Annotated in this window: 24 protein-coding genes; 14 read left to right on the top strand and 10 right to left on the bottom strand. The window is 66.7% G+C overall.

Translation table 11 applies throughout. The features are described 5' to 3' along the window. Window positions 1-34: 34 nt before the first annotated feature. Entirely contained in the window at window positions 35-913 is an 879-nt protein-coding gene (locus N7422_RS09200; protein ID WP_279806263.1) for a Dyp-type peroxidase, read from the bottom strand. Window positions 914-1,095: 182 nt separating this feature from the next. Here N7422_RS09200 and N7422_RS09195 point away from each other — a divergent pair, with 182 nt between their 5' ends. Beyond that, window positions 1,096-1,986, top strand: coding sequence for a bile acid:sodium symporter family protein (locus N7422_RS09195; RefSeq protein ID WP_279806262.1), 891 nt, complete (start codon window positions 1,096-1,098; stop codon window positions 1,984-1,986). 11 nt (window positions 1,987-1,997) lie between these two features. Here N7422_RS09195 and N7422_RS09190 read toward each other — a convergent pair whose 3' ends face one another. Further along, the gene (locus tag N7422_RS09190; protein ID WP_279806261.1) at window positions 1,998-2,468 is read right to left on the bottom strand and encodes a sterol desaturase family protein; all 471 of its coding nucleotides are present in this window, start codon (window positions 2,466-2,468) and stop codon (window positions 1,998-2,000) included. A 72-nt stretch (window positions 2,469-2,540) separates the two neighbouring features. On the opposite strand from N7422_RS09190, the gene N7422_RS09185 reads away from it, so the two are divergent. Next, the gene (locus tag N7422_RS09185) at window positions 2,541-3,311 is read left to right on the top strand and encodes a class I SAM-dependent methyltransferase (protein ID WP_279806260.1); all 771 of its coding nucleotides are present in this window, start codon (window positions 2,541-2,543) and stop codon (window positions 3,309-3,311) included. 337 nt (window positions 3,312-3,648) lie between these two features. Next, the gene (locus tag N7422_RS09180; protein WP_279806259.1) at window positions 3,649-4,362 is read left to right on the top strand and encodes an MgtC/SapB family protein; all 714 of its coding nucleotides are present in this window, start codon (window positions 3,649-3,651) and stop codon (window positions 4,360-4,362) included. Here the strand turns inward: N7422_RS09180 and dksA are convergent. Genes dksA through N7422_RS09165 form a run of 3 tightly spaced genes read right to left on the bottom strand, consistent with a single transcriptional unit; the run spans window position 4,359 to window position 6,702 of the window. Continuing rightward, on the bottom strand, window positions 4,359-4,766 hold the full coding sequence (gene dksA / locus N7422_RS09175; protein ID WP_203652463.1) for an RNA polymerase-binding protein DksA: 408 nt from the start codon (window positions 4,764-4,766) through the stop codon (window positions 4,359-4,361). The two genes, N7422_RS09180 and dksA, sit on opposite strands and share 4 nt — an antisense overlap. Before the next feature lie 38 nt (window positions 4,767-4,804). Then, entirely contained in the window at window positions 4,805-6,139 is a 1,335-nt protein-coding gene (locus N7422_RS09170) for a dihydroorotase (RefSeq protein ID WP_279806258.1), read from the bottom strand. A 2-nt stretch (window positions 6,140-6,141) separates the two neighbouring features. Beyond that, window positions 6,142-6,702, bottom strand: a complete 561-nt coding sequence (locus tag N7422_RS09165) for a carbonate dehydratase (protein WP_279806257.1) — start codon at window positions 6,700-6,702, stop codon at window positions 6,142-6,144. Between the two features lie 163 nt (window positions 6,703-6,865). On the opposite strand from N7422_RS09165, the gene N7422_RS09160 reads away from it, so the two are divergent. Beyond that, window positions 6,866-7,399 (top strand): GNAT family N-acetyltransferase, encoded by a 534-nt coding sequence (locus N7422_RS09160; protein WP_279806256.1) that lies wholly within the window; start codon window positions 6,866-6,868, stop codon window positions 7,397-7,399. Here the strand turns inward: N7422_RS09160 and ppk2 are convergent. After that, window positions 7,374-8,192, bottom strand: coding sequence for a polyphosphate kinase 2 (gene ppk2 / locus N7422_RS09155; protein ID WP_279806255.1), 819 nt, complete (start codon window positions 8,190-8,192; stop codon window positions 7,374-7,376). The two genes, N7422_RS09160 and ppk2, sit on opposite strands and share 26 nt — an antisense overlap. Window positions 8,193-8,415: 223 nt before the next feature. On the opposite strand from ppk2, the gene N7422_RS09150 reads away from it, so the two are divergent. From N7422_RS09150 to N7422_RS09135, 4 genes are all read left to right on the top strand, one after another. Then, window positions 8,416-9,051 carry a hypothetical protein gene (locus tag N7422_RS09150; protein ID WP_279806254.1) on the top strand — a complete coding sequence of 212 codons (636 nt, stop codon included), beginning with the start codon at window positions 8,416-8,418 and terminating at the stop codon, window positions 9,049-9,051. A 97-nt stretch (window positions 9,052-9,148) separates the two neighbouring features. Then, window positions 9,149-9,358, top strand: coding sequence for a hypothetical protein (locus tag N7422_RS09145; RefSeq protein ID WP_279806253.1), 210 nt, complete (start codon window positions 9,149-9,151; stop codon window positions 9,356-9,358). Between the two features lie 321 nt (window positions 9,359-9,679). Then, window positions 9,680-10,984 carry an MFS transporter gene (locus N7422_RS09140; protein ID WP_279806252.1) on the top strand — a complete coding sequence of 435 codons (1,305 nt, stop codon included), beginning with the start codon at window positions 9,680-9,682 and terminating at the stop codon, window positions 10,982-10,984. 108 nt (window positions 10,985-11,092) lie between these two features. Further along, window positions 11,093-11,413, top strand: coding sequence for a hypothetical protein (locus tag N7422_RS09135; RefSeq protein WP_279806251.1), 321 nt, complete (start codon window positions 11,093-11,095; stop codon window positions 11,411-11,413). A gap of 74 nt (window positions 11,414-11,487) precedes the next feature. On the opposite strand, the gene N7422_RS09130 is transcribed toward N7422_RS09135, so the two are convergent. Continuing rightward, a complete protein-coding gene (locus N7422_RS09130) occupies window positions 11,488-12,420 on the bottom strand; it encodes a LysR family transcriptional regulator (protein ID WP_279806250.1) in 933 nt (310 codons plus the stop codon). Window positions 12,421-12,536: 116 nt separating this feature from the next. On the opposite strand from N7422_RS09130, the gene N7422_RS09125 reads away from it, so the two are divergent. After that, on the top strand, window positions 12,537-12,797 hold the full coding sequence (locus N7422_RS09125; protein ID WP_279806249.1) for a DUF2790 domain-containing protein: 261 nt from the start codon (window positions 12,537-12,539) through the stop codon (window positions 12,795-12,797). A gap of 99 nt (window positions 12,798-12,896) precedes the next feature. Further along, window positions 12,897-14,201 (top strand): MFS transporter, encoded by a 1,305-nt coding sequence (locus N7422_RS09120; RefSeq protein ID WP_279806248.1) that lies wholly within the window; start codon window positions 12,897-12,899, stop codon window positions 14,199-14,201. Between the two features lie 4 nt (window positions 14,202-14,205). Here the strand turns inward: N7422_RS09120 and N7422_RS09115 are convergent, their stop codons facing one another. Next, window positions 14,206-14,901, bottom strand: a complete 696-nt coding sequence (locus tag N7422_RS09115; RefSeq protein WP_279806247.1) for a tRNA (adenine(22)-N(1))-methyltransferase TrmK — start codon at window positions 14,899-14,901, stop codon at window positions 14,206-14,208. Between the two features lie 168 nt (window positions 14,902-15,069). Here N7422_RS09115 and N7422_RS09110 point away from each other — a divergent pair, with 168 nt between their 5' ends. From N7422_RS09110 to N7422_RS09095, 4 genes are all read left to right on the top strand, one after another. After that, entirely contained in the window at window positions 15,070-15,450 is a 381-nt protein-coding gene (locus tag N7422_RS09110; RefSeq protein WP_279806246.1) for a RidA family protein, read from the top strand. 156 nt (window positions 15,451-15,606) lie between these two features. Continuing rightward, complete coding sequence (locus N7422_RS09105; RefSeq protein ID WP_279806245.1) at window positions 15,607-17,607, top strand: U32 family peptidase; 2,001 nt, start codon at window positions 15,607-15,609, stop codon at window positions 17,605-17,607. A 125-nt stretch (window positions 17,608-17,732) separates the two neighbouring features. Next, window positions 17,733-18,290, top strand: coding sequence for a transcriptional regulator (locus tag N7422_RS09100; protein WP_279806244.1), 558 nt, complete (start codon window positions 17,733-17,735; stop codon window positions 18,288-18,290). A 188-nt stretch (window positions 18,291-18,478) separates the two neighbouring features. Continuing rightward, on the top strand, window positions 18,479-19,135 hold the full coding sequence (locus N7422_RS09095) for a helix-turn-helix transcriptional regulator (protein ID WP_279806243.1): 657 nt from the start codon (window positions 18,479-18,481) through the stop codon (window positions 19,133-19,135). A gap of 89 nt (window positions 19,136-19,224) precedes the next feature. On the opposite strand, the gene N7422_RS09090 is transcribed toward N7422_RS09095, so the two are convergent. After that, complete coding sequence (locus N7422_RS09090; protein ID WP_279806242.1) at window positions 19,225-21,228, bottom strand: MacB family efflux pump subunit; 2,004 nt, start codon at window positions 21,226-21,228, stop codon at window positions 19,225-19,227. A 2-nt stretch (window positions 21,229-21,230) separates the two neighbouring features. Beyond that, window positions 21,231-22,385 carry a macrolide transporter subunit MacA gene (macA, locus tag N7422_RS09085; protein WP_279806241.1) on the bottom strand — a complete coding sequence of 385 codons (1,155 nt, stop codon included), beginning with the start codon at window positions 22,383-22,385 and terminating at the stop codon, window positions 21,231-21,233. Between the last annotated feature and the right edge of the window lie 45 nt (window positions 22,386-22,430).

Raw genomic sequence — 22,430 nt, 5'->3', positions numbered from 1 at the left:
TGTGGGAGTGGGCCTGCCCCGCGATGAGGGCCTGTCAGCCCAGCAACAGGCTCAGGTCGGCGCCGGCCTCGCCCAGCGGCGGGCACCAGTAATAGCCCCCGCTCAACGGCCGGCTGAAGCGGTACAGGCCATCGACCACACCATCCTCCAGCCCGCTCATGCGCCGCAGCTGCACCTCGAAGGCATCCAGCGAGAAGCCCAGGGCGACGAACGCCAGGCCCGCGCCACGCTCGTCGGTCCAGGCCACCGAGCGACGTACCACGAACGCCTCGGGTTCGAAGCTCTCCTGGGCGGTGCGCTTGACGTGGGCCGATTCGGGGGCGTCATCGAGCTCTTCGTTGTCGCTCAGGCGCCGGCCGATGATGTTGTCCTGCTCGGCCTGGGGCAGCGACTTGAAGTAGTTCAGGTCGTGCTTCCACAACTGGAAGGCGGCGAAGCTCGAACCCGCCAGCCCCGGAACATCGCCCGCCACGATGGCCGCGGCAACCGCATCTTCATCCACCGGGTTTTCCGTGCCGTCTTCATAGCCGGTCAGGTCATGACCGCCCTGGTGCAGGAAGCCGTCCACGCTGTCGACCAGGCGCAGGGCCGGCGCCAGCATCTGTTGCAAGGCCTGGGCCCGCAGGAACAGTTCGCCGCGCTCGGCGCCACGCAGCCACAGCCACAGGGCGTGCTGGGTCGCCGGGTTCTCCACCACCGCGTCCAGCTGCGGGAAGCTGCGCAGGCCCGGCACTTCGCGGCGCAGAGCCTTGGCCAGCGGCGCGCCGACCGCCAGGATCAGGCGCTGCCCGTCGACCTGCGACAGCAGCTGATCCAGGACGGCGGGCAAGGCCTCGAGCGAATCGAGGGCGAAGAACAGGTGGCGGGCATGGGCCGGCACCGGGGTGGCAAGCAGACCTGGCTGGAACGGCATGACAGGCGAATCCTCGGCAAAAGCGCGAATGCTACTGCGCCGGGCGTCGCATCGCAACGCGACACGGGGCCGCGAGCACGGCTGGCGCCGGCAATAAACGGTTACCAAGAAGGGGGCATTGCGATTAGCTATCGTTCCACCGCCACCTACACTCGTCGAGATCCTTCGCCCGAGAGACGACCATGACCGCATCGCCCCTGCTCACCACCCTCCTGCCCCTGGCCCTGGGCATCATCATGCTCGGTCTGGGTCTGTCACTGACCCTGGCCGACTTCGCCCGGGTGGTGAAGTATCCCAAGCCGGTGGTGGTCGGCCTGGTCTGCCAGATCCTCCTGCTGCCGCTGGTGTGCTTCCTGATCGCCAACGGCTTCGGCCTGGAATCGGCGCTGGCGGTGGGCCTGATGCTGCTGGCCGCCTCGCCGGGCGGCACCACCGCTAACCTGTTCAGCCACCTGGCCCACGGCGATGTGGCGCTGAACATCACCCTCACCGCGGTCAATTCGCTGATCGCCATCCTGACCATGCCGCTGCTGGTGAACCTGTCGCTGATCTGGTTCATGGAGTCGGACCAGGCCATCCCGTTGCAGTTCGCCAAGGTCATGCAGGTGTTCGCCATCGTGCTGCTGCCGGTGGCGCTGGGCATGCTGATCCGCCATTGGGCGCCGCGCTTCGCCGCGCGCATGGAAAAGCCGATGAAGATCGTGGCGGCGCTGTTCCTGGCCTTCACCATCGTCCTGGCCCTGGCCAAGGACTGGCAGACCGTGGTCGAGTACGCGCCGATCGTGGGCGCCGCCGCGCTGCTGTTCAACCTGCTCAGCCTGGGGGTGGGCTACTGGGTGCCTCGTCTGCTGAGCATTCCGAAGCGCCAGGCGATCGCCATCGGCATGGAGATCGGCATCCATAACGGCACCCTGGCCATCGCCCTGGCCCTGAGCCCATCGCTGCTGAACAACGCCACCATGGCGGTGCCGGCGGCGATCTACAGCCTGATCATGTTCTTCACCGCGGCCGGGTTTGGCTGGTGGGTGAGCCGGGGGCACAAGGCCGCCAGCACGATCAGCGACGGCGCATAGACGCGTGAAGCTCAGCTGTCCCCGTCGCGCCGCCGTTTCAACTGCCGCTTCAGCACCCGCAACGGCGGCGCGTAGAAGAACCCGAACGACACGCTGCCCCGGCGCTCCTTCACCGCATGGTGCAGGCGATGGGCCTGGTGCAGGCGTCTGAGGTAGCGGTTGACCGGCTTCGGCGCCCGTGGCCAGTGTCGGTGGAAGAAACCGTCGTGGGCCAGCACATAGGCCACTGCGTACCCCGCCACCCCACCGCCGACCCATTGCAACGGCGCATGCCCGGCCTTGCCCAGCGCCACCAGCGCCGTGGCGATCAGGCCCAGGGCCAGCAGGTACAGGTCGTTGGTCTCCAGCATGCCCAGCTGCGGTTCATGGTGCGAGCGGTGCAGCCACCAGCCCCAGCCGTGCATGACGTACTTGTGGGCCAGCGTGCCGACGCCCTCCATGGCCACCAGGGTGCCGAACAGCACGGCGAGATTGAACAGCATGAATCGGTCCGGGGGTTGGCAACGAAAGGCGCAAGGGTAACATTGCCGTCAGGTCATTCGGAGGGATTTTCCATGAAGGATGTACACGCCTCGGCCAGTACCGGCTACACCCGCCATTCGGGCAACTACGAGCAGGGTCGGCCGGACTACCCTGCCGCCTTGCAGGGCTGGCTGCGCGATACCCTGGGCATCGGCCCGGGCACGGCGGTGCTCGACCTGGGCGCCGGTACCGGCAAGTTCACCCGTCTGCTCGAACCGCTTGCGCCCCGCCTGACGGCGGTGGAACCGGTGGCCGCCATGCGCGAGCGATTCAGTGAAGGGCTACCCGAAGTGCCCGTGCTCGAAGGCACCGCCCAGCGTATTCCGGTGGCCGACGCCAGCCAGCAGGTGCTGGTCTGCGCCCAGGCGTTCCACTGGTTCGCCGACGCCGAAGCCCTGGCCGAGATGCACCGGGTCCTCGCCCCCGGCGGGCGGCTGGGGCTGATCTGGAATGTGCGCGACGAGACGGTGGACTGGGTGGCGCGGATCACCGACATCATCACGCCCTACGAGGGCGACACCCCACGGTTTCACACTGGCCGCTGGCGTGAGGCCTTCGATGGTCGCTGGTTCAGCGCGCCACAACTGACCACCCTGCCCCACGCCCATGAAGGCAGCCCACGGACGGTGATTCTCGAGCGGCTGCGCTCGGTGAGTTTCATCGCCGCCCTGCCGGCGGCCGAACAGGACCGGGTCATGGACCAGCTGCAGGCCTTGATCGACAATCACCCGGACCTCAAGGGTCGCGACCGCATCGCCTTCCCGTATCGCACCCAGGCTTACGTCTGCCAACGCTTGGCGTAACGCAATTGTCATGTTTCATGCCTTGACCCTGCGCGGGTCGAGGCGTATGGTCCGCCGCGCACTCAAGCATCCCCAGACACAGGAGTCCCCTGCTTTGGACAGTAGCCCCAGTCGATTGCGACAGGCCCACACGGCGAGCTAGTCCGGCAGCGTTCCTGCCACTGTCTCGCCGCACACGGTAGACGGTGGTTTCCTCCAGCCCTCCCGGCTGAGCATTCCTCCTTTCCTCCCGCCTTGCCATCCGGCCTGGCGCGTGGTCCTGCGCATTCCTCGCTTTCAATCGCGCCGCCTTCGGCCGGCGCTGGTGCGGGCAGTGGCCCGCGCAACGGAGTTCGCTATGGATTGGAAAATCTTTCTGCTGCGCGTCAGCGTGGCCCTGCTGCTCGGAGCCGTGATCGGTGCCGAGCGTCAACTGCGTCAGCGCCTGACCGGCCTGCGCACCAACGCGCTGGTCAGCACCGGTGCCTGCCTGTTCGTGCTGATGACCCAGGCGGCGCCGGGCATGGCGCCCACCGACGCCTCGCGCATCGCCGCCTATGTGGTGTCGGGCATCGGTTTTCTCGGCGGTGGCGTGATCATGCGCGACGGTTTCAACGTGCGCGGCCTGAACACCGCCGCCACCCTCTGGTGCACCGCCGCGGTCGGTGTGCTGTGCAGCCTCGGCTTGCTGCTGGAGGCGTCGCTGGGCAGCCTGGTGGTGCTGTGCGCCAACATCCTGCTGCGCGACCTCGCCCAGCGCCTGGACCGCCAGGACGTGCTGCCGGCCAGCGAAGTCGAGCAGCGCTACGAGGTGCGCATCGTCTGCCGCGCCGAGGACGAGATCCAGGTGCGCAGCCTGATGCTGCACAGCCTCAGCGACCCGGGCCTGCGCCTGCAGTCGCTGCACAGCGAGGACCTGGCCGACCCGGCGCGCCTGGAAGTACGCGCCGAACTGCTCGGCACGCCGCAGGCGCCGACCCAGCTGGAGCGTCTGGTCGGCCGGGTGAGCCTGGAGAAAGGTGTCAGCGCCGTGCGCTGGCAGTTGCAGGCCCAGGCCCTGAGCACCGACTAGACATCGTCGCGCACGTGCCGCTCGCGCAGCTCCTGACGCTCCTTGGCCTCGACGCACAAGGTGGCGGTGGGCCGCAGCAGCAGGCGGCGCAGGCCGATCGGCTCGCCGGTCTCCTCGCACCAGCCATAATCGCCGCGGGCCAGGCGCTCCAGCGCCTGGTCGATCTTGTCCAGCAGCTTCTTTTCCCGCTCCAGCGAGCGCAGTTGCCAATGGCGCTCCTCCTCGGCGCTGCCGATGTCGGCGGGGTCGCTGTGCACTTCCTGTTCGCGCAGGGCGCGGAACTCCTGTTCGATGCGGGTTTGAAGCTCGCCGCGCTGGGTCAGCAGCAGGTTGCGGAAGAACTGGCGCTGGGGCTCGTTCATGTAGGCGCTGGCTGGTTGTTGCAAGAGTTGTTCTTCGGTCATGGATAAGGCTCCGGAAGGCTGGGGGCGCAGGGGGGCGATCAACGGTCGAACATCAAGGGCAATCCCTGGCACTGTTCGCGCAATCGTCCGCGGTGCCAGGCCAATTGCCCGGACACCACCGTGCTGCGTACCACATGGTGGAAACCACGCTGCTGGAACGGCGTCCAGCCGCAGCGCGCCAGGATCGGGTCGTCCGCCACCGCCCGTGGCCGGTCCAGGCGCTCGACGATGGCGAAGTCGGCCCAATACCCCTCGCGCAGGAAGCCGCGCTCGCGAATGGCGAACAGCTCGGCCACCGCGTGGCTGGTCTTGTTCACCACCTGGGCCATGCTCAGCACGCCCTCGCTGACAAGCTCCAGCGCCGCCGGCAGGGCGTGCTGCACCAGCGGCATGCCCGACGGCGCGCGGGTGTAGACCCGGCGCTTTTCCTCCAGGGTGTGCGGCGCATGGTCGGTGCCGATCACATCGATGCGGTCCCCGGCCAGCGCCTGGCGCAGCGCGTCACGATCGGTGCCGGTCTTGATCGCCGGGTTGCACTTGATCAGGTGGCCGAGGCTGGCGTAGTCGCTGTCATCGAACAGCAGGTGGTGCAGGCATACTTCGGCGGTGATGTGCTTGCCGGTCACCGGCCCGGGTTCGAACAAGGCCAGCTCCCGCGCGGTGGTCAGGTGCAGCACGTGCAGGCGCGTGCCAAACCGGCGTGCCAGCTCGACGGCCAGGCTCGAGGAGCGATGGCAGGCCTCGGCATCGCGGATCAGCGGATGCGCTGCCGGGGGAATGAACTCCCCGTGGTGTTCGCGCCAGCGACGCTCGTTCTCGAGGATGCTCGGGGTGTGCTCACAATGGGCCAGGACGATCGTCGGCGCATAGACGAAGAGTTTCTCCAGCACCTGTGGATCGTCCACCAGCATGTCGCCCGTGGAGGCGCCCATGAACACCTTGATACCGGCCACCTCGCGGGGGTCGAGGGCGGCGATGGTGTCGAGGTTGTCGTGGCTCACGCCGAAGTGGAAGCCGTAGTTGGCCCGCGAGTTGACCGCCGCCAGGCGCTTCTTTTGCGCCAGCGCCGCCAGGGTGAGCGTGGGCGGGTTGGTGTTGGGCATGTCCATGAAACTGGTGATGCCCCCGACCACCGCCGCCCGCGATTCGCTGGCGATGCTGCCCTTGTGCGGCGCGCCCGGCTCGCGAAAATGCACCTGGTCGTCGATCATGCCCGGCAGCAGCCAGGCCCCCTTGGCGTCGATCTCCAGCGCGGCGCGGCCATTGTCGATACGGCCTATGCGCTCGATGCGACCATGGCGCACCAGCAGGTCAGCCTCGAATTCGCGCCCTTCATTGACCAGCCGCGCATTGCGCACCAGTAGCGTGTCCATGCTCAGAACTCGTTCTGCAGGGCCTTGTAGCCCTGGACCAGGTCGATGTTGGTGCGCGCCACGTCCTCGGAGAACTCCGACGCCGACACACTGACCGGCGGGTAGCGATCCAGATCGGTATGCGGGCCAATGTGCTCGGTGGGCGGCACATAGAAGCGCGGTGGCAGGTCACGACCATCGACCACCGAGTTGTGCCGCACCACGCTGCCATCGCCGACCTTGCAGTTGAACAGCACGCTGTTGAACCCGATGAACACCCGGTCACCGACCTCGCACGGGCCGTGGACGATGGAGCGGTGGGCGATTGAGCTGTATTGGCCGATGCGCACTGCCGCGCCGGACTTGGAGTGGATCACCACGCCATCCTGGATGTTGGAGTTGGCACCGATGACGATCGGCTGCATGTCACCGCTGGCGTCCACCTCGTCGGCACGGATGACCGCGTAGGGGCCGACGAACACATTGTCCTGGATGATCACCTTGCCGCAGATGATGGCGGTGTGGTCGATGTAGGCCGATTCAGCGATTTGCGGAAGGTGGCCGGAAGGGTTTCTGCGGATCACGGTGGCGCCCTGAGCTGGAGGAAAGCCACAAATGTTACGTTATAACAATAACAATGCAACACCTTCGAACACCGTTCTGGCACACTCGTTCTTCCCGCGACAGTGCCAGCTGCCTCAGCCCGGCGCGCGAACCAAGCCCGCTCTCACAGGTGTCCTGCCCGTCATGTGTATCCGCCCCACCCTCAGCGACGATGTCGTGCTGCTCCCAGCCATCGAGCGCTCCGCCGCCCAGGCCTTCAGGGCACTGCCGGACCTTGCCTGGCTGGCCGACAGCGAAGTGATGGACGAAGCCGCGCACCAGGCCTTCGTCGACGCCGGCCGCAGCTGGGTGGCCGTGGATGGTCAGGGCCGGCCTGTGGGCTTCCTGTGTGCGCTGGTCGCCGACGCCGCCCTGCACATCCAGGAGCTGTCCGTCGCCCGGGACGCTCAGGGACATGGCCTGGGCAGGCGCCTGCTCGACCAGGCAAGGCAGGCCGCCCAGCGGCATGGCTTGCGCTGGCTGACACTGACCACCTTCGCCGATGTGCCATGGAATGCCCCGTTCTACGAACGCTACGGCTTCGAACGTCTCCCCGCCCGGCAGCTGGATCAGCGCCTGCAGGCCATCATCGCCAGCGAGCAGGCCCATGGCCTGGCCGGTCGCTGTGCCATGCGCCTGCTCGTCGATCCCGTCAGAAGCGCTCCGGTACCTGTTTGAACGGATACGGCTGGGCCTTGTACTTGCCGATCTTGCCGCGCTTGGGCAGCGCGGCCTTGTGCGCGTCGCCGAGGTCCTTGTAGGGAATCTGCTGCAGTAGGTGGCTGATGATGTTCAGCCGTGCTTTGCGTTTGTCGTCCGAGTGGGCCATGAACCACGGCGCCCAGGACGAGTCGGAAGCCGCGAACATGTCGTCGCGGGCACGGGTGTAATCGTCCCAGCGGCCGTAGGACTTGACGTCCATGGGCGACAGTTTCCACAGCTTGCGGCCGTCGTTGATGCGGTCCTGCAGACGACGGGTCTGCTCCTCGGGGCTGACTTCGAGCCAGTACTTGATGAGCACGATTCCCGACTCGACCATCATCCGCTCGAACATCGGCACCACGGTCAGGAACTTGTGGGCCTGCTCGTCGGTACAGAAGCCCATTACCCGCTCGACCCCGGCGCGGTTGTACCAGCTGCGGTCGAAGATCACCACCTCGCCCGCCGCCGGCAGGTGGGTGAGGTAGCGCTGGGCGTACATCTGGGTCTTCTCCCGTTCGGTGGGCGCCGGCAGCGCGACCACGCGAAACACCCGCGGGCTCACGCGCTCGGTGATGGCCTTGATGGTCCCACCCTTGCCGGCGCCATCGCGCCCCTCGAAGACAACGCACACCTTCAGGCCCTTCTCCACCACCCATTGCTGAAGCTTGACCAGCTCCACATGCAGGCGCCTGAGCTGCGCCTCATAGGGCTTGCGCCCAAGCTTTTCCAGCGCGTTGCCCCTGGGTTTCTTGCCAGCAGCCTTGGCCATCGCCAGTTCCTCCCTGTGTGTGCCTCGGCAGCGCCGCGGCGGATCAGAGCAGTATGGATGAGCCCCGCCAATTTGCCGGGCAGCGCTCTTCGATCGCCTCTGGTGGCCTCGACATGTCGTCTTGCCACGATTGCAGCCGCTCTGGCTCGCGGGTTCTAATCTCGTCGCGCGCCAGCCCGGCCGGCGCGCGACCCTGCACTTGGCAACTCAAGGAAGTCTTACGATGAACAGGAAGCTCGTACCGCCGGCCTTGCTGCTGGCGACCCTGCTCGGCTGCTCCGACGACCGGCAGCCCAGCGACACCGACTTGCGCCAGGCAGCACAGGCCTACCTCGACACCCAATATCCGCACTGCTTCGTGATCAGCAACTTCCCCACCCGCACCCGCGACTTCGACGTGGAAGGGACCAACAAGGCCTTGCACGCCCTGGCGCAGGTCGGCGTGGTCAGCGAGCGCGAAATCGCCCGCACCGAGGTCCCGGAGCGCCTGTGGCAGCCGGCGCGTACCGATATCTACTACGCCTACGACCTGACCGACGAGGGGCGCGGCTACTTCAAGGCCGACGCCCGCAAGACCAAGGATGGCGGCAATGCCGGTGGGCTGTGTTTCGGCAAGGCGCAGGTCACCGCCATCAAGCGCTTCGACGAGCCGGCGGAACACGGCGGTCGTCGACAGGCCCAGGTCACCTACAGCTACCAGGTGACCGACCTGCCGGCCTGGACCGGCGACGCCACCGTGCAGGCCAGCATCGCCGGCCTGGACCTGGCCGTCGCCAGCATCGCCAAGCCGATCGAGGAAACCCGTGCCATGGTGCTCACCGAACGAGGCTGGACGCACGAGCAACTGCTCACCCGCTGAGCGATCGCTTAATCCTGGGAAAATATCCGCGCGTCATCCTTGCCTCAGCCCGGCCGCCCTGCGGCCGGTTTTCAGGTTAGATGAGAGAGACCCAGTGATGAAGACCATCGCATGCGCAGCGGCCCTGTTGGCCGCGATCTCGGCCACTTCCGCCTTCGCCGAGGGTGGCGCCGACCGCCTCAGGGAGCGTAGCGAGCAATGGGCGCTGCAGCGTCAGCAGGCGGCCGAGCAGGTCGCCAAGGGCGAGGCCGGAACCCCCACCACGGCCCAACAGACAGACAGCAGCGCCGACCAGCCCTCCAGCTGAGGGACAGCCAAGGGCCGGTGACCGCCGGCCCTCGCGACCACGTCGTCTGCCCTGCGGCCTCTCGTCGCAGGGCGCTACCCCTTGGCAAATCCGTCACAGGCCGTAAAATTCCGCCTCCTTTTCGCCCGTCGCCCTACCCGGTGGCAACCGCCCGCAAAGAACGCGTCCGTGCCTCACCACATCGCGCATGTGCCACAGGCTCAACCGCCCCCCCGCCCGGCCTTCGCAACAGGCCCAGCGGTTGAATCTTGCCAAGGTCGCACATCCCGCGGCGCACGCCCGAGAAGGCGCATATCGGCGTTTTCCAACCTTGAGGTACGTATGTCTCCGCGTTTGCTGGCGATGGCGCTGGCACCCCTGCTCGGCCTGTTCATCATTGCCCTGGGCAATGGTTTCCTGTCTTCCCTGACCACCCTGCGCCTGGGCGCGGCCGGCGAATCGGCCACGACGATCGGCATCGTCTCGTCGGCCTATTTCATCGGCCTGACCCTCGGCGCGGTATTCAACGACCGGCTGATCCTGCGCATCGGCCATATCCGCGCCTACAGCAGCTTCGCCGCGTTGATCGGCGCGACCATCCTGCTGCAAGGGCTGTTCTACGACACCACCTGGTGGGCCGTGCTGCGCCTGATCAACGGCTGGGCCGCGGTGGGGGTGTTCCTGGTCATCGAGAGCTGGCTGCTGCTGGCCGGTGACGCCAAGATCCGTGGCCGCCTGCTGGCGCTGTACATGATCGCCTTCTATGGCGCCGGGGTCATCGCCCAGGCCGCTCTCGGCGAAATCACCGGCCTGGGCGACAGCGCGCCGTTCATGCTGGCCGGCATGCTCGCCACCCTGTCGGTGCTGCCGATCGTGATCCTGCCGCGGGTATCGCCGCTGCTGGACCAGGTCGAACCCCTCAAGCCTCGCCAACTGCTGGGCGTTGCACCCACCGGCCTGGTCGGCTGCTTCGGCTCGGGCGTCGCCATCGCCGGGATCTACGCCCTGCTGCCGTTGTACCTGCAGCGCATCGGCCTGGATGTCGGCGAGGTCGGCAGCATGATGGCCTGGGTGATCCTCGGCGCCATGCTGCTGCAGTACCCGGTGGGGCGCTGGTCCGACCGCAAGGACCGCCAGGATGTGCTGATCACCCTGGCCGCCCTGTGCACCGTGCTGTCAGTGCTGATCGTGCTGCTGCCGGCGGACACTGCCTTGCTGCCGGCCTTGCTGTTCCTGCTCGGTGGCGGGGTGTTCGCGCTGTACCCGGTGGCGGTCAGCAGTGCCGCCGACCGCGCCCCGGCCGATGCCTTGGTGCCGATGATCCAGGGGCTGCTGCTGATCAACTCGCTGGGGTCGGCCATGGCGCCGCTGGCCATCTCGCCGATGATGACCTCCTATGGCGAAGTCGGGCTGTTCTGGGCGTTCGCGGTGATCAACCTGGCCATGGTCGGCTTCTTCCTGTGGCGCCGCGGCAAGCGGCCGGCGCCGGAACACCCCGCGCCGTTCGCACCGACAGCGACCTTCTCGCCCACCGGCGCCGAGCTGCGGGTGACCGAGGACCTGATGCAGGCGGCGCAGGAACACCCGACCCTGGACGCGATGGATGGCGTGGCGACTCAACCGGCGCCCCGCACGGACGCCAACTGACAGTCAGGGGGCCGCAAGGCCCCTGCGTGACCGCCCGTCGCCCGGCGGGCACCCTTGCCCCTTCTCGGCGGCCAAAGCCATGACAGCTCATCCGACAGGAGACTCACCATGGCCCGCAACCGCCCCCTCGCTTTGCTGCTTGCCCTGACCCTGGGCATCGCCTCCACCGCCAGCTTCGCCGCTACCGACATGCACGGCAGCGGCAGTAGCGAGCACTCCTCGGGCGATCACCCCAAAGGCAAGACCGCCGGTGACGACGGCAGCAGCGTCAACAACCCCGGCGGCAGCAAAGACAACGACAGCAGCGACACCGGCACCGATTCCGATGCCGCCGATGGCGCTGCCGGTGGCTCCAACAGCACAGGCGAAGCCACAGGTAGCGGAGCCGGCGCGTCAGGAGGGACAGCCGAGGATCAGGACAGCCGCTGAGCCGAGCTCAGAGATCCTGTGGGAGCCTGGGGGCCGCGTCGCGGCCTTCGCGGGTAAACCCGCTCCCACAGGCATCAGCGCCAGTAGCGGGGTTCATCCGCCACCCGCTGATGTTCGGCGAACAGCAGAGGCAGTTGCTCCTTGAGAAAATCCAGCCAGGTGCGCACTTTCGCATCCAGGTAATGCCTTGACGGATAGATCGCGTAGATCTCCCGCTGACGCAGGCGGTGCGGAGCCAACAGCCGGCACAGCCGCCCTTCCTCCATCGCCTGGCTCGCCGAGTAGTAAGGCAGCAGCCCCACCCCCATGCCCAGTTCGGTGGCCTTGAGCATGGCGTCGGCGACATTGGTGAGGAAGGTGTCCTGGGGCACGATCACGCAATTGTCGGGGTTGCCTTCGAACGACCAGTCCTCCTCGAACAACGGATCGACCGTGCGCAGGCAGATGTGCTGATGCAGGTCCTGCGGTTGCTTGGGCACGCCGTGACGGGCCAGGTAGTCGGGGGACGCGCAGAGAATGCTGTGAATGCTGCCCAGCGCGATGGCGATCAGTTGCGAGTCCGGCAACCCCTGGCCGATGGCGATCACCACGTCATGCCCCTCGGCCAGCGGATCGGGGTTGCGCTGCGACAGCGTCAACTCCATCACCACCTCGGGGCAGGATGCGTTGTAGCGCGCCACCAGTGGCATCATCAGCAGGCCCAGGCCGTGGGTGCAGTGAACGCGCAAGTGGCCACGGGGCGTTAGATGCGCGCCGCGGGCTTCGTCCATGGCCTCCTCGGTGAGCAGCATGATCTGCCGCGAGCGTTCCAGGAAGCGCTCGCCGGCTTCGCTCATGCGCAGCCGGCGGGTGGTGCGGTGCAACAGGCGTGTCTGCAGCTGGTTTTCCAGTTCGGCGACGATCCGCGACACCTGCGCCGCGGAAATGTCGAGGGCCTGGGCGGCGGCGGCGAAACTGCCGCACTCCACTACCCGGGCGAAGGTTCGCATCGCATGCAGCATATCCATGGGGTTGGCGCTCTCATTCATGCATCAGAGGTAGGAATCTATCACGGGATAGCCCATTTATTGTGAAACACAAATGAATGGATCATCAGGCATTCCCGTAAAACCAGGAGCCTGTCATGAAACGTTCGCTTGCCTTCATCGCCCTCTTCAGCGGCCTTGCCTCGTTCACCGCCTTCGCCGACACCACCCCCAGCACGCCCGCCGCCGCCCACTACGAGTACGGCATGCCGCTGGACATCGCCAAGGTCATCTCCATCACCCCGGCCAGCAACGACGCCGACTGCCAGGTGGGCACCGCGCACATGGTCTACGTGGATCACCAGGGCCAGACCCGCGAGGTCGACTACCGGCAGATGGGTAACTGCTCGCAGTTGTAAAAGCCGGGAAAAATACCAGCCAACGTGCTGAAAGTGCATTTGCCCGCCTCCAGCACCATCGCATGATCTTCCGGGACAACAACAAGAACGGCCCGGACCATGAATACGATCGACACCAGCGCTGCCACGTCCACGCATGCCTCGCACGCCACCCACGCCCGCATCACCTGGCGGCTGATGCCGCTGTTGCTGGTGTGCTACCTGTTCGCCCACCTCGACCGCATCAACATCGGCTTCGCCAAGATGCAGATGAGCGCCGACCTGGGCTTCTCCGACACGGTCTACGGCCTCGGCGCCGGCCTGTTCTTCGTCGCCTACGCGCTGTTCGGCGTGCCCAGCAACCTGGCCCTGGAGCGGGTCGGGCCACGACGCTGGATCGCCGCCCTGATGGTGGTCTGGGGGCTGCTGTCCACCGGCATGATGTGGGTGCAGGACGCGGCCGGGTTCTATGCCCTGCGTTTCCTGCTGGGGGTGGCCGAAGCCGGCTTCTTCCCCGGCATCCTGGTGGTGCTCAACCGGTGGTACCCGGCCCGGCGCCGCGCGCAGATCACCGCGTTGTTCGCCATTGCCGTGCCGTTGGCCGGCGTGGTCGGCGGGCCGCTGTCCGGCGGTATCCTGCAGGCCTTGCACGACCAGGGTGGGCTGCGCGGCTGGCAGTGGATGTTCCTGATCGAAGGGCTGCCGGTGGTGCTGCTCGGCCTGGTGGTGCTCAAGGCCTTGCCGGACAGCTTCGAACAGGTGGGCTGGCTCGATGCCGAGCAGAAGCGCGCGCTACGCGAAGAAATGGCCGGCGAAGAGCGGCGCAAACCGATCAGTTCGATGCGTGGCCTGCTCGGCGATCGACAGGTATGGCTGCTGGTGGCGGTGTACTTCGCGGTGATGCTGGCGGTCAACACCCTGGCGTTCTGGATGCCGACGCTGATCCATGCCGCCGGGATCGGCAGCGACGGCCAGGTCGGCCTGCTCAGCGCCATTCCCTATCTGGCCGGGTGCCTGTTCATGCTCGCTTGCGGGCGCTCTTCCGATCGTCACCGCGAACGCCGCTGGCACCTGTGCGTGCCGCTGCTGATGGCGGCCGGCGGTATCGCCCTCGCGGGCCTGGCACCTGGCGATGCGCTGCTGGTGATGAGCGGCCTGGTGCTCGCCGGCATGGGTGCCAGCGCCGCGCTGCCGATGTTCTGGCAGCTGCCACCGGCATTCCTGGCTGGCAGCGCCCAGGCGACCGGGATCGCCCTGATCAGCTCGTTCGGCAGCATCGCCTCGTTCCTGGCGCCTTACCTGATCGGCTGGATGCGCGACACCGCCGGCAGCCCGGGCCTGGCTCTGCAAGTGCTGGCGGTGGCCATCGCGCTGGGCGGCCTGCTGGTGCTCAAGGTGGCGGCCGAGGTGGCCAACCCGCGCTAGGGCCTCAGGCCAGCATCTCGCTGATCCAGCGTGCCTGACGGGCGATATCCCGCACCTTGTCCTCGGGCACGGCCTGTCGCGCCCGGGTGAAGTTGGCCAGGGCCTGCTGTTTCTGACGCAGCATGCGCTGCCACTTGAACAGGAACGCCGGGCTACGCGCCTGCATCAGCAGCGGGCCGAAGTAAAGCTGCTCGGCGGTATAGGCAACCGCGCTGCCGCGCTCGGCGACGATGATCTCGTAGTCGAAACGGTTTTCCCGCAGCACTTCCTCGCACAGGATGCGGTAGTCGTTGTCCATCAGCCATTGGCGCAGCGGCTGCTCGCCACCATTGGGCTGCAGGACCAGGCGCTCGTGGCCGCCAAGATGCCGCTTGCCAGCTTCAAGGATGTCGCGAATGGTCTCGCCGCCCATGCCACAGATGCTGATGGCGGTGATGCCGTCACTCGGCTCGATCGCCGCCAGGCCATTGGCATGGCGCACGCTGATGTGCTCACCGAGGCCGTTCTCGCGCACGGTGCGCCGGGCCGAGTGGAAGGGCGTCAGCGCCACCTCGCCGGCCACCGCCGCGACGATCGCGCCACGACGCAGCAGCGCCACCGGCAGGTAGCCATGGTCCGAGCCGATATCGGCCAGGCGCGCGCCTGCGGGCACATGGGCCGCCACGCGCTCCAGGCGCATGGACAATCTGTGTTCGTTCAACTGCAGCCTCTCTCGCAACCAGGGCCCGGCGCCTGTGGCCGGGTCGGGGCGCGATTCTGCCGGGCCGGGCGGCGCATTTCAAATGCCTGCGACCAGCGCCCCGCCTCGACCAGCCCCTTTCGCTCGCGTAGGCTTGCCGCTTTCCTTCCGTTGCAAGGCGAACACTCCATGGCAAACACAGACATCATCTACACCCCTGACCCGGACGCGGACTCCATTTCCTCCGACGTGGCCGAGTACAACGGCATCCTGGTCAGCACCCAGATTCCCGTGCACGCCGACGGCAGCCTGGCGCTGGGCGATATCACCAGCCAGTGCGAATGCACCCTGCAGGCACTCAAGGTGGCCCTGGAGCGCGCCGGCAGCTCGATGGACCGCGTGCTGCACCTGACCATCTACCTCACCGACATGGCCGACCGCGCCGCGTTCAACGAGGTTTACCAGCGCTTCTTCAAGAAACCCTGGCCGGTCCGCGCAGCGGTGGGCGTCGCTTCGCTGGCGTTCGAAGGCATGCGCGTGGAAGTGACGGCGATGGCGGCCAAGGGCTGAGCCGTCGGAGCTCGTCGCTTGCCCCCTGGAGCGGCCTCTCTCGGCGCAAGGCCGCTCCAGCAGGACGATGACGGCCACCCGATGCCCTGAGGATGCCGCCAAGTCATTTCACCGCTACAATGCCCGCCTTACCGTGACCGCCCGAACCATAACGACATGTCTCTTCCAAAGAATCACCTGGAACTGCTCAGCCCTGCCCGTGACGTCAGCATCGCCCGCGAGGCGATCCTGCACGGCGCTGACGCCATCTACATCGGCGGCCCGAGCTTCGGCGCGCGCCACAACGCCTGCAACGAGGTCAGCGATATCGCAGCCCTGGTGGAATTTGCCCGGCGCTACCATGCGCGCGTGTTCACCACCATCAACACCATCCTCCACGATAACGAACTGGAGCCCGCACGCCAGCTGATCCACCAGCTGTACGACGCCGGCGTCGACGCGCTGATCGTCCAGGACCTGGGGGTGATGGAACTGGACATCCCGCCGATCGAATTGCACGCCAGCACCCAGACCGACATTCGCACCCTGGAACGCGCCAGGTTCCTCGACCAGGCCGGTTTCTCCCAGCTGGTGCTGGCCCGCGAGCTGAACCTGCAGCAGATCCGTGCCATCGCCGCCGAGACCGACGCGGCCATCGAGTTCTTCATCCACGGCGCGCTGTGCGTGGCCTTCTCCGGCCAGTGCAATATCTCCCACGCCCAGACCGGCCGCAGCGCCAACCGCGGCGACTGCTCCCAGGCCTGCCGGCTGCCGTACACGCTCAAGGACGACCAGGGCCGCGTGGTGGCCTTCGAGAAGCACCTGCTGTCGATGAAGGACAACAACCAGACCGCCAACCTGCGCGACCTGGTCGACGCAGGCGTGCGCTCGTTCAAGATCGAAGGCCGTTACAAGGATGTCGGTTATGTGAAGAACATCACCGCCCACTACCGCAAGGAACTCGACGCGATCCTCGAGGACCGCCCGGACCTGGCCCGCGCCTCCAGCGGGCGCACCGAGCACTTCTTCGTGCCCGATCCGGACAAGACCTTCCACCGTGGCAGCACCGACTACTTCGTCAGCGACCGCAAGATCGACATCGGCGCGTTCGACTCGCCGACCTTCACCGGCCTGCCGGTGGGCGTGGTGGAGAAAGTCGGCAAGCGTGACCTGCAAGTGCTCACCGACGTGCCGCTGACCAACGGCGACGGCCTGAACGTGCTGGTCAAGCGCGAGGTGGTGGGCTTCCGGGCCAACATCGCCGAGCTTCGCAGCGAATCCGAGGAAGACGGCCAGAAGCGCTACCGCTACCGTGTCGAGCCCAACGAGATGCCCGAGGGCCTGCACAAGCTGCGCCCGAACCATCCGTTGTCGCGCAACCTCGACCACAACTGGCAGCAGGCCCTGCAGCGCACCTCCGCCGAACGTCGCATCGGCGTCCAGTGGCAGGCCGTGCTGCGTGAGCAGCGCCTGGCGCTGACCGTCACCAGCGAGGAAGGCGTGAGCGTGCAGGTGGCCCTGGACGGCCCGTTCGGTGCAGCCAACAAGCCACAACAGGCCCTGGACCAGTTGCACGACCTGCTCGGCCAGCTGGGCACCACGATGTACCATGCCAACGCCATCGAGCTGGATGCGCCGCAGGCATACTTCATCCCCAACTCGCAGCTCAAGGCCCTGCGCCGCGAAGCCATCGAGGCGTTGACCGAGGCCCGGGTGAAGGCGCACCCGCGCGGCGGGCGCAAGGCCCAGACCACGCCGCCACCGGTGTACCCAGAGTCGCACCTGTCGTTCCTGGCCAACGTCTACAACCAGAAGGCGCGCGACTTCTACCACCGCCACGGCGTGCAGTTGATCGACGCCGCCTACGAGGCCCACGAGGAGCACGGCGAAGTACCGGTGATGATCACCAAGCACTGCCTGCGCTTTTCCTTCAACCTGTGCCCGAAACAGGCCAAGGGCGTCACGGGCGTGCGCACCAAGGTCGCGCCGATGCAGTTGATCCAGGGTGACGAGGTGCTGACCCTGAAGTTCGATTGCAAGCCCTGCGAAATGCACGTGATCGGCAAGATGAAGGACCACATCATCGACCTGCCGACGCCAGGCAGCGCGGTGGCCCAGGTGGTCGGCCACATCAGCCCGGAAGACCTGCTCAAGACCATCCCCCGCGCGCCGCACTGACCCGCCTGCGCTCCCACGGGGCCACCCGTGGGAGCAATGCTGGTGTTACCCTTTGAGATTATTTGGTCTCAAATGATACACTTGAGTATCTTTCGCATCGTCTACCAGAGATCCGAGGCCTGCTCATGCGCATTTCTCTCCAGGAAGAACGCCTGCTCAAGGCGCTTGCCCACGCCATCGTGGTGCACCCCCGCGCCACCCTGAAGGAGCTGGCGGAGACCGCCGGCGTCAGCAAAGCCACCCTGCACCGCTTCTGTGGCACCCGAGACAACCTGGTGAACCTGCTCGAGGACCATGGTGAGCAGGTGCTCAACCAGGTCATCCAGGAAGCCGACCTGGAGCGCGCCGAACCCCTGAGCGGCATACGACACCTCATCACCGAACACCTCAAGCACCGGGAGATGCTGGTGTTCCTGATGTTCCAGTACCGTCCCGACACCCTGCTCAACAACGCCGAGGACCGTCGCTGGCTGGCCTATACCCAGGCCATGGACGCGTTCTTCCTGCGGGCCCAGCAACTGGGCGTGCTGCGCATCGACATCAGTGCGGCGGTGTTCACCGAGATGTTCATGACCATGATCTACGGCATGGTCGATGCCGAGCGCCGCGGGCGCGCGGCCAGCGCCAATACCGCGCAGGCGCTGGAGCAACTGTTCCTGCAAGGCGCCCGCGCACCCGCCTGAGCCAGGGCCAGCAGCGCTGCGGGATGATCAGCAGGCAGGAACGTGGGTCACCCACCGCCACAAAGCCACTATCATGACATCATGCGTTTCATTCAACGGTCACTCGATCGTTGTACTAGCATTCGAAACGCTCCACGTTGCCAGCGGACCCAGGCAGCGCCCGCAATCACTGACTCACGGACGACACCATGCCCACACAACTGCCCTTCCCGCAGATCGGCAAAGCCATCGCCAGCACCGGCAGCGCGCATTTCCCGCGTCGACTGCATGATCTGATCCGTACCCAACTGACCGTCGATGCCACCCATATCTGCCAGTCACGCATCGGCCCTGATGACAGCGATACGCCGCTGCTCTGCGAAACGGTACTGTCCGCGCCGGATGTCGCCCTCTGCGACTCGGCATGCCTGCACCTGGCCCGGCGCAAGAACGGCTACCACTACCAGATCACCGTGCTGCGCGCGGCCTGCACGGAGGGTTTCTCGCCGGACGAACGCAACCTGCTCGAGGACATCTCGCCGCTGCTGCTGCCAATGCTGGAGAAGCATGGCGATGCCCTGCGTCCGCCTGCCGAGGCAGCGCCCAGAGCGGCACAGGAGTCACTGCAGGCGCGCTTTCTGGAGCGCCTGGCGCAGAGCGGTCCGAGCCTCTCCGAGCGTGAACGCCAGGTCTGCCTTGGCCTGCTCGCAGGCCACACCGCGCCACAACAGGCCGAACACCTGGCACTCAAGATCAGTACCGTGGAGAGTTATCTGCGCCGCGCGGCGATCAAACTGGGCATCAGCGGGCGGCACTCGCTGATGCGCTGGATGTATGGTTGCGAGGCCGCGCCGCGCAGCCACTGACGGCCGCCTGGCGGCCCTTCGCGGGCCCCCCGCCCACAGTCATGACGCCAATCCTGTGGGCGCGGGCTTGCCCGCGAAAGCGCCAACCCTCAGTCCCGTGCCAGCGCCTCGATCGGGTCGAGTCGCGCGGCGTTGCGTGCCGGCACGAAGCCGAACAGGATGCCGATCAGCGTCGAGCAGGCGAACGCCGTCACGATCGAGCCCAGCGAGAACACCATCTGCCACTGCTTGACGAACAGTGCGAACAGATAGCCGATCCCGTAGGAAATCCCGATCCCGATCACCCCACCGATCAGGCACACCATCACCGCCTCCACCAGGAACTGCTGGCGGATGTCCGATTGCCGCGCGCCCACCGCCATGCGGATGCCGATCTCGCGCGTGCGCTCGGTGACCGACACCAGCATGATGTTCATCACCCCGATGCCCCCTACCACCAGCGAGATCACCGCGATCAGCGACAACAGCAAGGTCAGCGAACGGCTGGTCTTCTGCACCGTCTGCATGATGCTGTCGAGGTTGTTGGTGAAGAAGTCCTTGCTGCCGTGGCGTTGCAGCATCAGCTTGTTGACCTCCTCTTCCACCCGCTTGCTGGGCATGCCGTCCTTGATCCGCACGCTGATGCTGTCCAGGTGGCGCTGGCCGAGCACCCGCCCGGCGGCGGTCTCGTAGGGCATCCACACGTTCAGCGTGTTGCCGGCGACGAACAGGTTCTTGTTCTCGGCGGTCACCCCGATCACCGTGCACGGCAGGTTGCCGACCAGGATTACCTGCCCCAGCGGATCGACCCCGGCGGCGAACAGGCGCTTGCGCGTGTTGTGGTCGATCACCACCACCTGGGCCTGGCGCCGGGCGTCCTCGGCGCTGAACACGATGCCCTCGGCCAATGGAATGTTGCGCACCTGAAAGTACTGCTCGCTGACGCCGTTGAGCTGCACATCGGCGTCGACGTTGCGGTAGCGCACCAGTGAACTCTGGCCGATCACCGGCGTGGCGCTGTCGACGTAGTACAGCGCATTGAGCGCGCTGACATCGGCCGGCACCAGGGTCTCGATGGCCTTGGCGCGGCTGTCGCCGAAACTGGTGCCGGAGTAGATGTCGATGGTGTTGCTGCCGATCGCCTGGATGTCCTTGAGCACATAACCCTTGGCACCCTCCCCGATCGCCGAGATCGACACCACCGAGGTAATGCCGATGATGATCCCGAGCATGGTCAGCAAGGTGCGCATGCGGTGCGAGACCAGGGCGATCCAGGCCATCTTGAAGGCCTCGCGAAACAGCCCGAGGCTGGCCACCAGACGCCGTGGCGTGGCCTCGCCGGGCGGTCGCTGCTCGGCCGCGACCGACGCCCCCTCAGGCACGACACGCCGGTCGTCGACGATCTGCCCGTCGCTGACCTCGATGATGCGCGCGGCATGGGCAGCAACCTTGGGGTCGTGGGTCACCAGGATCACCGTGTGGCCGGCGCGGTGCAGCTCCAGCAGGATGTTCATCACTTCCTTGCCGCTGGCGGTGTCCAGCGCCCCGGTGGGCTCGTCGGCGAGGATTACCTCGCCGCCGTTCATCAGCGCCCGGCAGATGCTCACCCGTTGCTGCTGGCCACCGGACAGCTGGCTCGGGCGGTGCCCCAGGTGCCCGGCCAGCCCCAGCCGGGTCAACAGCTCGCGGGCCCGCCCATGGCGCTCGGCCTGGGGGGCGCCTGCGTACACGGCCGGGATCTCGACGTTGCGCAGGGCGTCCAGGTGCGGCAGCAGGTGGTAGCGCTGGAAGATGAAACCGAAGTGGTCCCGACGCAGCGCGGCCAGGGCATCGTCGTCGAGGTCGGCGGTTTCCCGGCCGCCGACCTGGTAGCTGCCGGCGCTGGCATGGTCCAGGCAACCCAGGATGTTCATCAGCGTCGACTTGCCCGAGCCCGAGGCACCGATGATCGCCACCAGCTCGCCGGCGTGGATCTCCAGGTCGATATCCTTTAGCGCCAGGAACTCGCGGTCGCCCGCCATGAAACTGCGGCCGACCCCTTCCAGGCGCAGCAAAGGCTGGCCCTCCTTCGCCACCACCGGGCGCTGCGGCGCCAGCTCGACATTCATGTTCATGCTCACGCCCCCGCCTCGCCCGATACCGGCTCGCCGATCACCACCCGGTCGCCTTCGGCCAGGCCGTCCTTGACCTGCACCCTGACGTTGTTGTTGATCCCGGCCTGCACCTTGCGCACCTGGGCGAAGCCTTTGGCATCGAGCACCCGCACCGGAAAGCTGCCGTCGGCATCACGTGGCCCCAGCGCCGCCACCGGCACGGTCAGCACGCCCTGGGCGGTGTCGAGGACGATGCGCACCTGGGCAGTCATCGCGATACGCAGGCGATGCTCGGGGTTGGGCACTTCGAACAGCGCGTTGTAGAACACCGCGCTGACCTGCCTGGCCGCGCCGCTGCTCTTGTCGCTGCTCTCCAGATAGTTCTGCGGCGCAGGCTCGGTGCCGCGCAACTTGGCGTAATAGCGCCTGTCTTCACCGAGGATGGTGAAGTACACCTGCTGGCCGGGGCTGATATGGATCACGTCCGCCTCGGATACCTGGGCCTTGATGGTCATGGTGTCGAGGTCGGCCAGTTTGAGGATCACCGGCGCCAGCTGGTTGGCGATCACGGTCTGGCCTTCCTGGGTCACGATGCCCACCACGTGACCGTCGATCGGCGCGACGATACGGGTGTAGCCGAGGTTCACCCGGGCCGTGTCGATCTGGACCTGCGCGCTCTTGATCTGCGCATCCAGCGAGCGCAGGTTGGCCTGCTGCACCTCGAACTCGGATTCGGCGTTCTCGAAGTCCTGGCGCGAGATCGACTCGTCGGCCTGCAGCACGTCGTAGCGCTCGTAGACCCGCTTGGCCTGCTTGAGCTTGGCCTGGGTCGAGCGCCGTTCGGCCTGCAGCTTCTCGGCGTCCACCTCGGCCTGGCGCAAGGTGTTGCGCAGCACCAGCGGATCGATCTCGGCCAGCCACTGGCCTTCGCTCACCTTGTCGCCGAGCTTGACCTTGAGCACGCGCAACTGGCCGGAGACCTGGGCGCCGACATCCACCTGGCGGATCCCCTCCAGGGTGCCGGTGGCCAGCACTGCGTTCTCGATGTCGCCCCGCTCGACAGTGGCGGTGATGTACCGCGGCGGCTTGGCCGGTGCCTGCACCGCGTACAGCACGATACCGGCGACCAGGGCCGCCGCGACGCCCAGCGTGATCTTGCGAAACTTGCTCTTTTCCATGAGGGCCTACTACTGATCAAAGAGGGGGCCGCGGCGCGGCCCTTT

Source organism: Pseudomonas sp. GD04091 (assembly GCF_029836165.1).
GTDB lineage: Bacteria > Pseudomonadota > Gammaproteobacteria > Pseudomonadales > Pseudomonadaceae > Aquipseudomonas.
The sequence above is the reverse complement of the archived record's forward strand: the minus strand, read 5'-3'. Positions and strand labels throughout refer to the sequence as shown.

Excerpts from the sequence above, each read along its gene's own strand:
- N7422_RS09200 (WP_279806263.1), bottom strand. The coding sequence starts at position 913 with ATGCCGTTCCAGCCAGGTCTGCTTGCCACCCCGGTGCCGGCCCATGCC.
- N7422_RS09195 (WP_279806262.1), top strand. The coding sequence starts at position 1,096 with ATGACCGCATCGCCCCTGCTCACCACCCTCCTGCCCCTGGCCCTGGGC.
- N7422_RS09190 (WP_279806261.1), bottom strand. The coding sequence starts at position 2,468 with ATGCTGTTCAATCTCGCCGTGCTGTTCGGCACCCTGGTGGCCATGGAG.
- N7422_RS09185 (WP_279806260.1), top strand. The coding sequence starts at position 2,541 with ATGAAGGATGTACACGCCTCGGCCAGTACCGGCTACACCCGCCATTCG.
- N7422_RS09180 (WP_279806259.1), top strand. The coding sequence starts at position 3,649 with ATGGATTGGAAAATCTTTCTGCTGCGCGTCAGCGTGGCCCTGCTGCTC.
- dksA (WP_203652463.1), bottom strand. The coding sequence starts at position 4,766 with ATGACCGAAGAACAACTCTTGCAACAACCAGCCAGCGCCTACATGAAC.
- N7422_RS09170 (WP_279806258.1), bottom strand. The coding sequence starts at position 6,139 with ATGGACACGCTACTGGTGCGCAATGCGCGGCTGGTCAATGAAGGGCGC.
- N7422_RS09160 (WP_279806256.1), top strand. The coding sequence starts at position 6,866 with ATGTGTATCCGCCCCACCCTCAGCGACGATGTCGTGCTGCTCCCAGCC.
- ppk2 (WP_279806255.1), bottom strand. The coding sequence starts at position 8,192 with ATGGCCAAGGCTGCTGGCAAGAAACCCAGGGGCAACGCGCTGGAAAAG.
- N7422_RS09150 (WP_279806254.1), top strand. The coding sequence starts at position 8,416 with ATGAACAGGAAGCTCGTACCGCCGGCCTTGCTGCTGGCGACCCTGCTC.
- N7422_RS09145 (WP_279806253.1), top strand. The coding sequence starts at position 9,149 with ATGAAGACCATCGCATGCGCAGCGGCCCTGTTGGCCGCGATCTCGGCC.
- N7422_RS09140 (WP_279806252.1), top strand. The coding sequence starts at position 9,680 with ATGTCTCCGCGTTTGCTGGCGATGGCGCTGGCACCCCTGCTCGGCCTG.
- N7422_RS09135 (WP_279806251.1), top strand. The coding sequence starts at position 11,093 with ATGGCCCGCAACCGCCCCCTCGCTTTGCTGCTTGCCCTGACCCTGGGC.
- N7422_RS09130 (WP_279806250.1), bottom strand. The coding sequence starts at position 12,420 with ATGGATATGCTGCATGCGATGCGAACCTTCGCCCGGGTAGTGGAGTGC.
- N7422_RS09125 (WP_279806249.1), top strand. The coding sequence starts at position 12,537 with ATGAAACGTTCGCTTGCCTTCATCGCCCTCTTCAGCGGCCTTGCCTCG.
- N7422_RS09120 (WP_279806248.1), top strand. The coding sequence starts at position 12,897 with ATGAATACGATCGACACCAGCGCTGCCACGTCCACGCATGCCTCGCAC.
- N7422_RS09110 (WP_279806246.1), top strand. The coding sequence starts at position 15,070 with ATGGCAAACACAGACATCATCTACACCCCTGACCCGGACGCGGACTCC.
- N7422_RS09105 (WP_279806245.1), top strand. The coding sequence starts at position 15,607 with ATGTCTCTTCCAAAGAATCACCTGGAACTGCTCAGCCCTGCCCGTGAC.
- N7422_RS09100 (WP_279806244.1), top strand. The coding sequence starts at position 17,733 with ATGCGCATTTCTCTCCAGGAAGAACGCCTGCTCAAGGCGCTTGCCCAC.
- N7422_RS09095 (WP_279806243.1), top strand. The coding sequence starts at position 18,479 with ATGCCCACACAACTGCCCTTCCCGCAGATCGGCAAAGCCATCGCCAGC.
- N7422_RS09090 (WP_279806242.1), bottom strand. The coding sequence starts at position 21,228 with ATGAACATGAATGTCGAGCTGGCGCCGCAGCGCCCGGTGGTGGCGAAG.
- macA (WP_279806241.1), bottom strand. The coding sequence starts at position 22,385 with ATGGAAAAGAGCAAGTTTCGCAAGATCACGCTGGGCGTCGCGGCGGCC.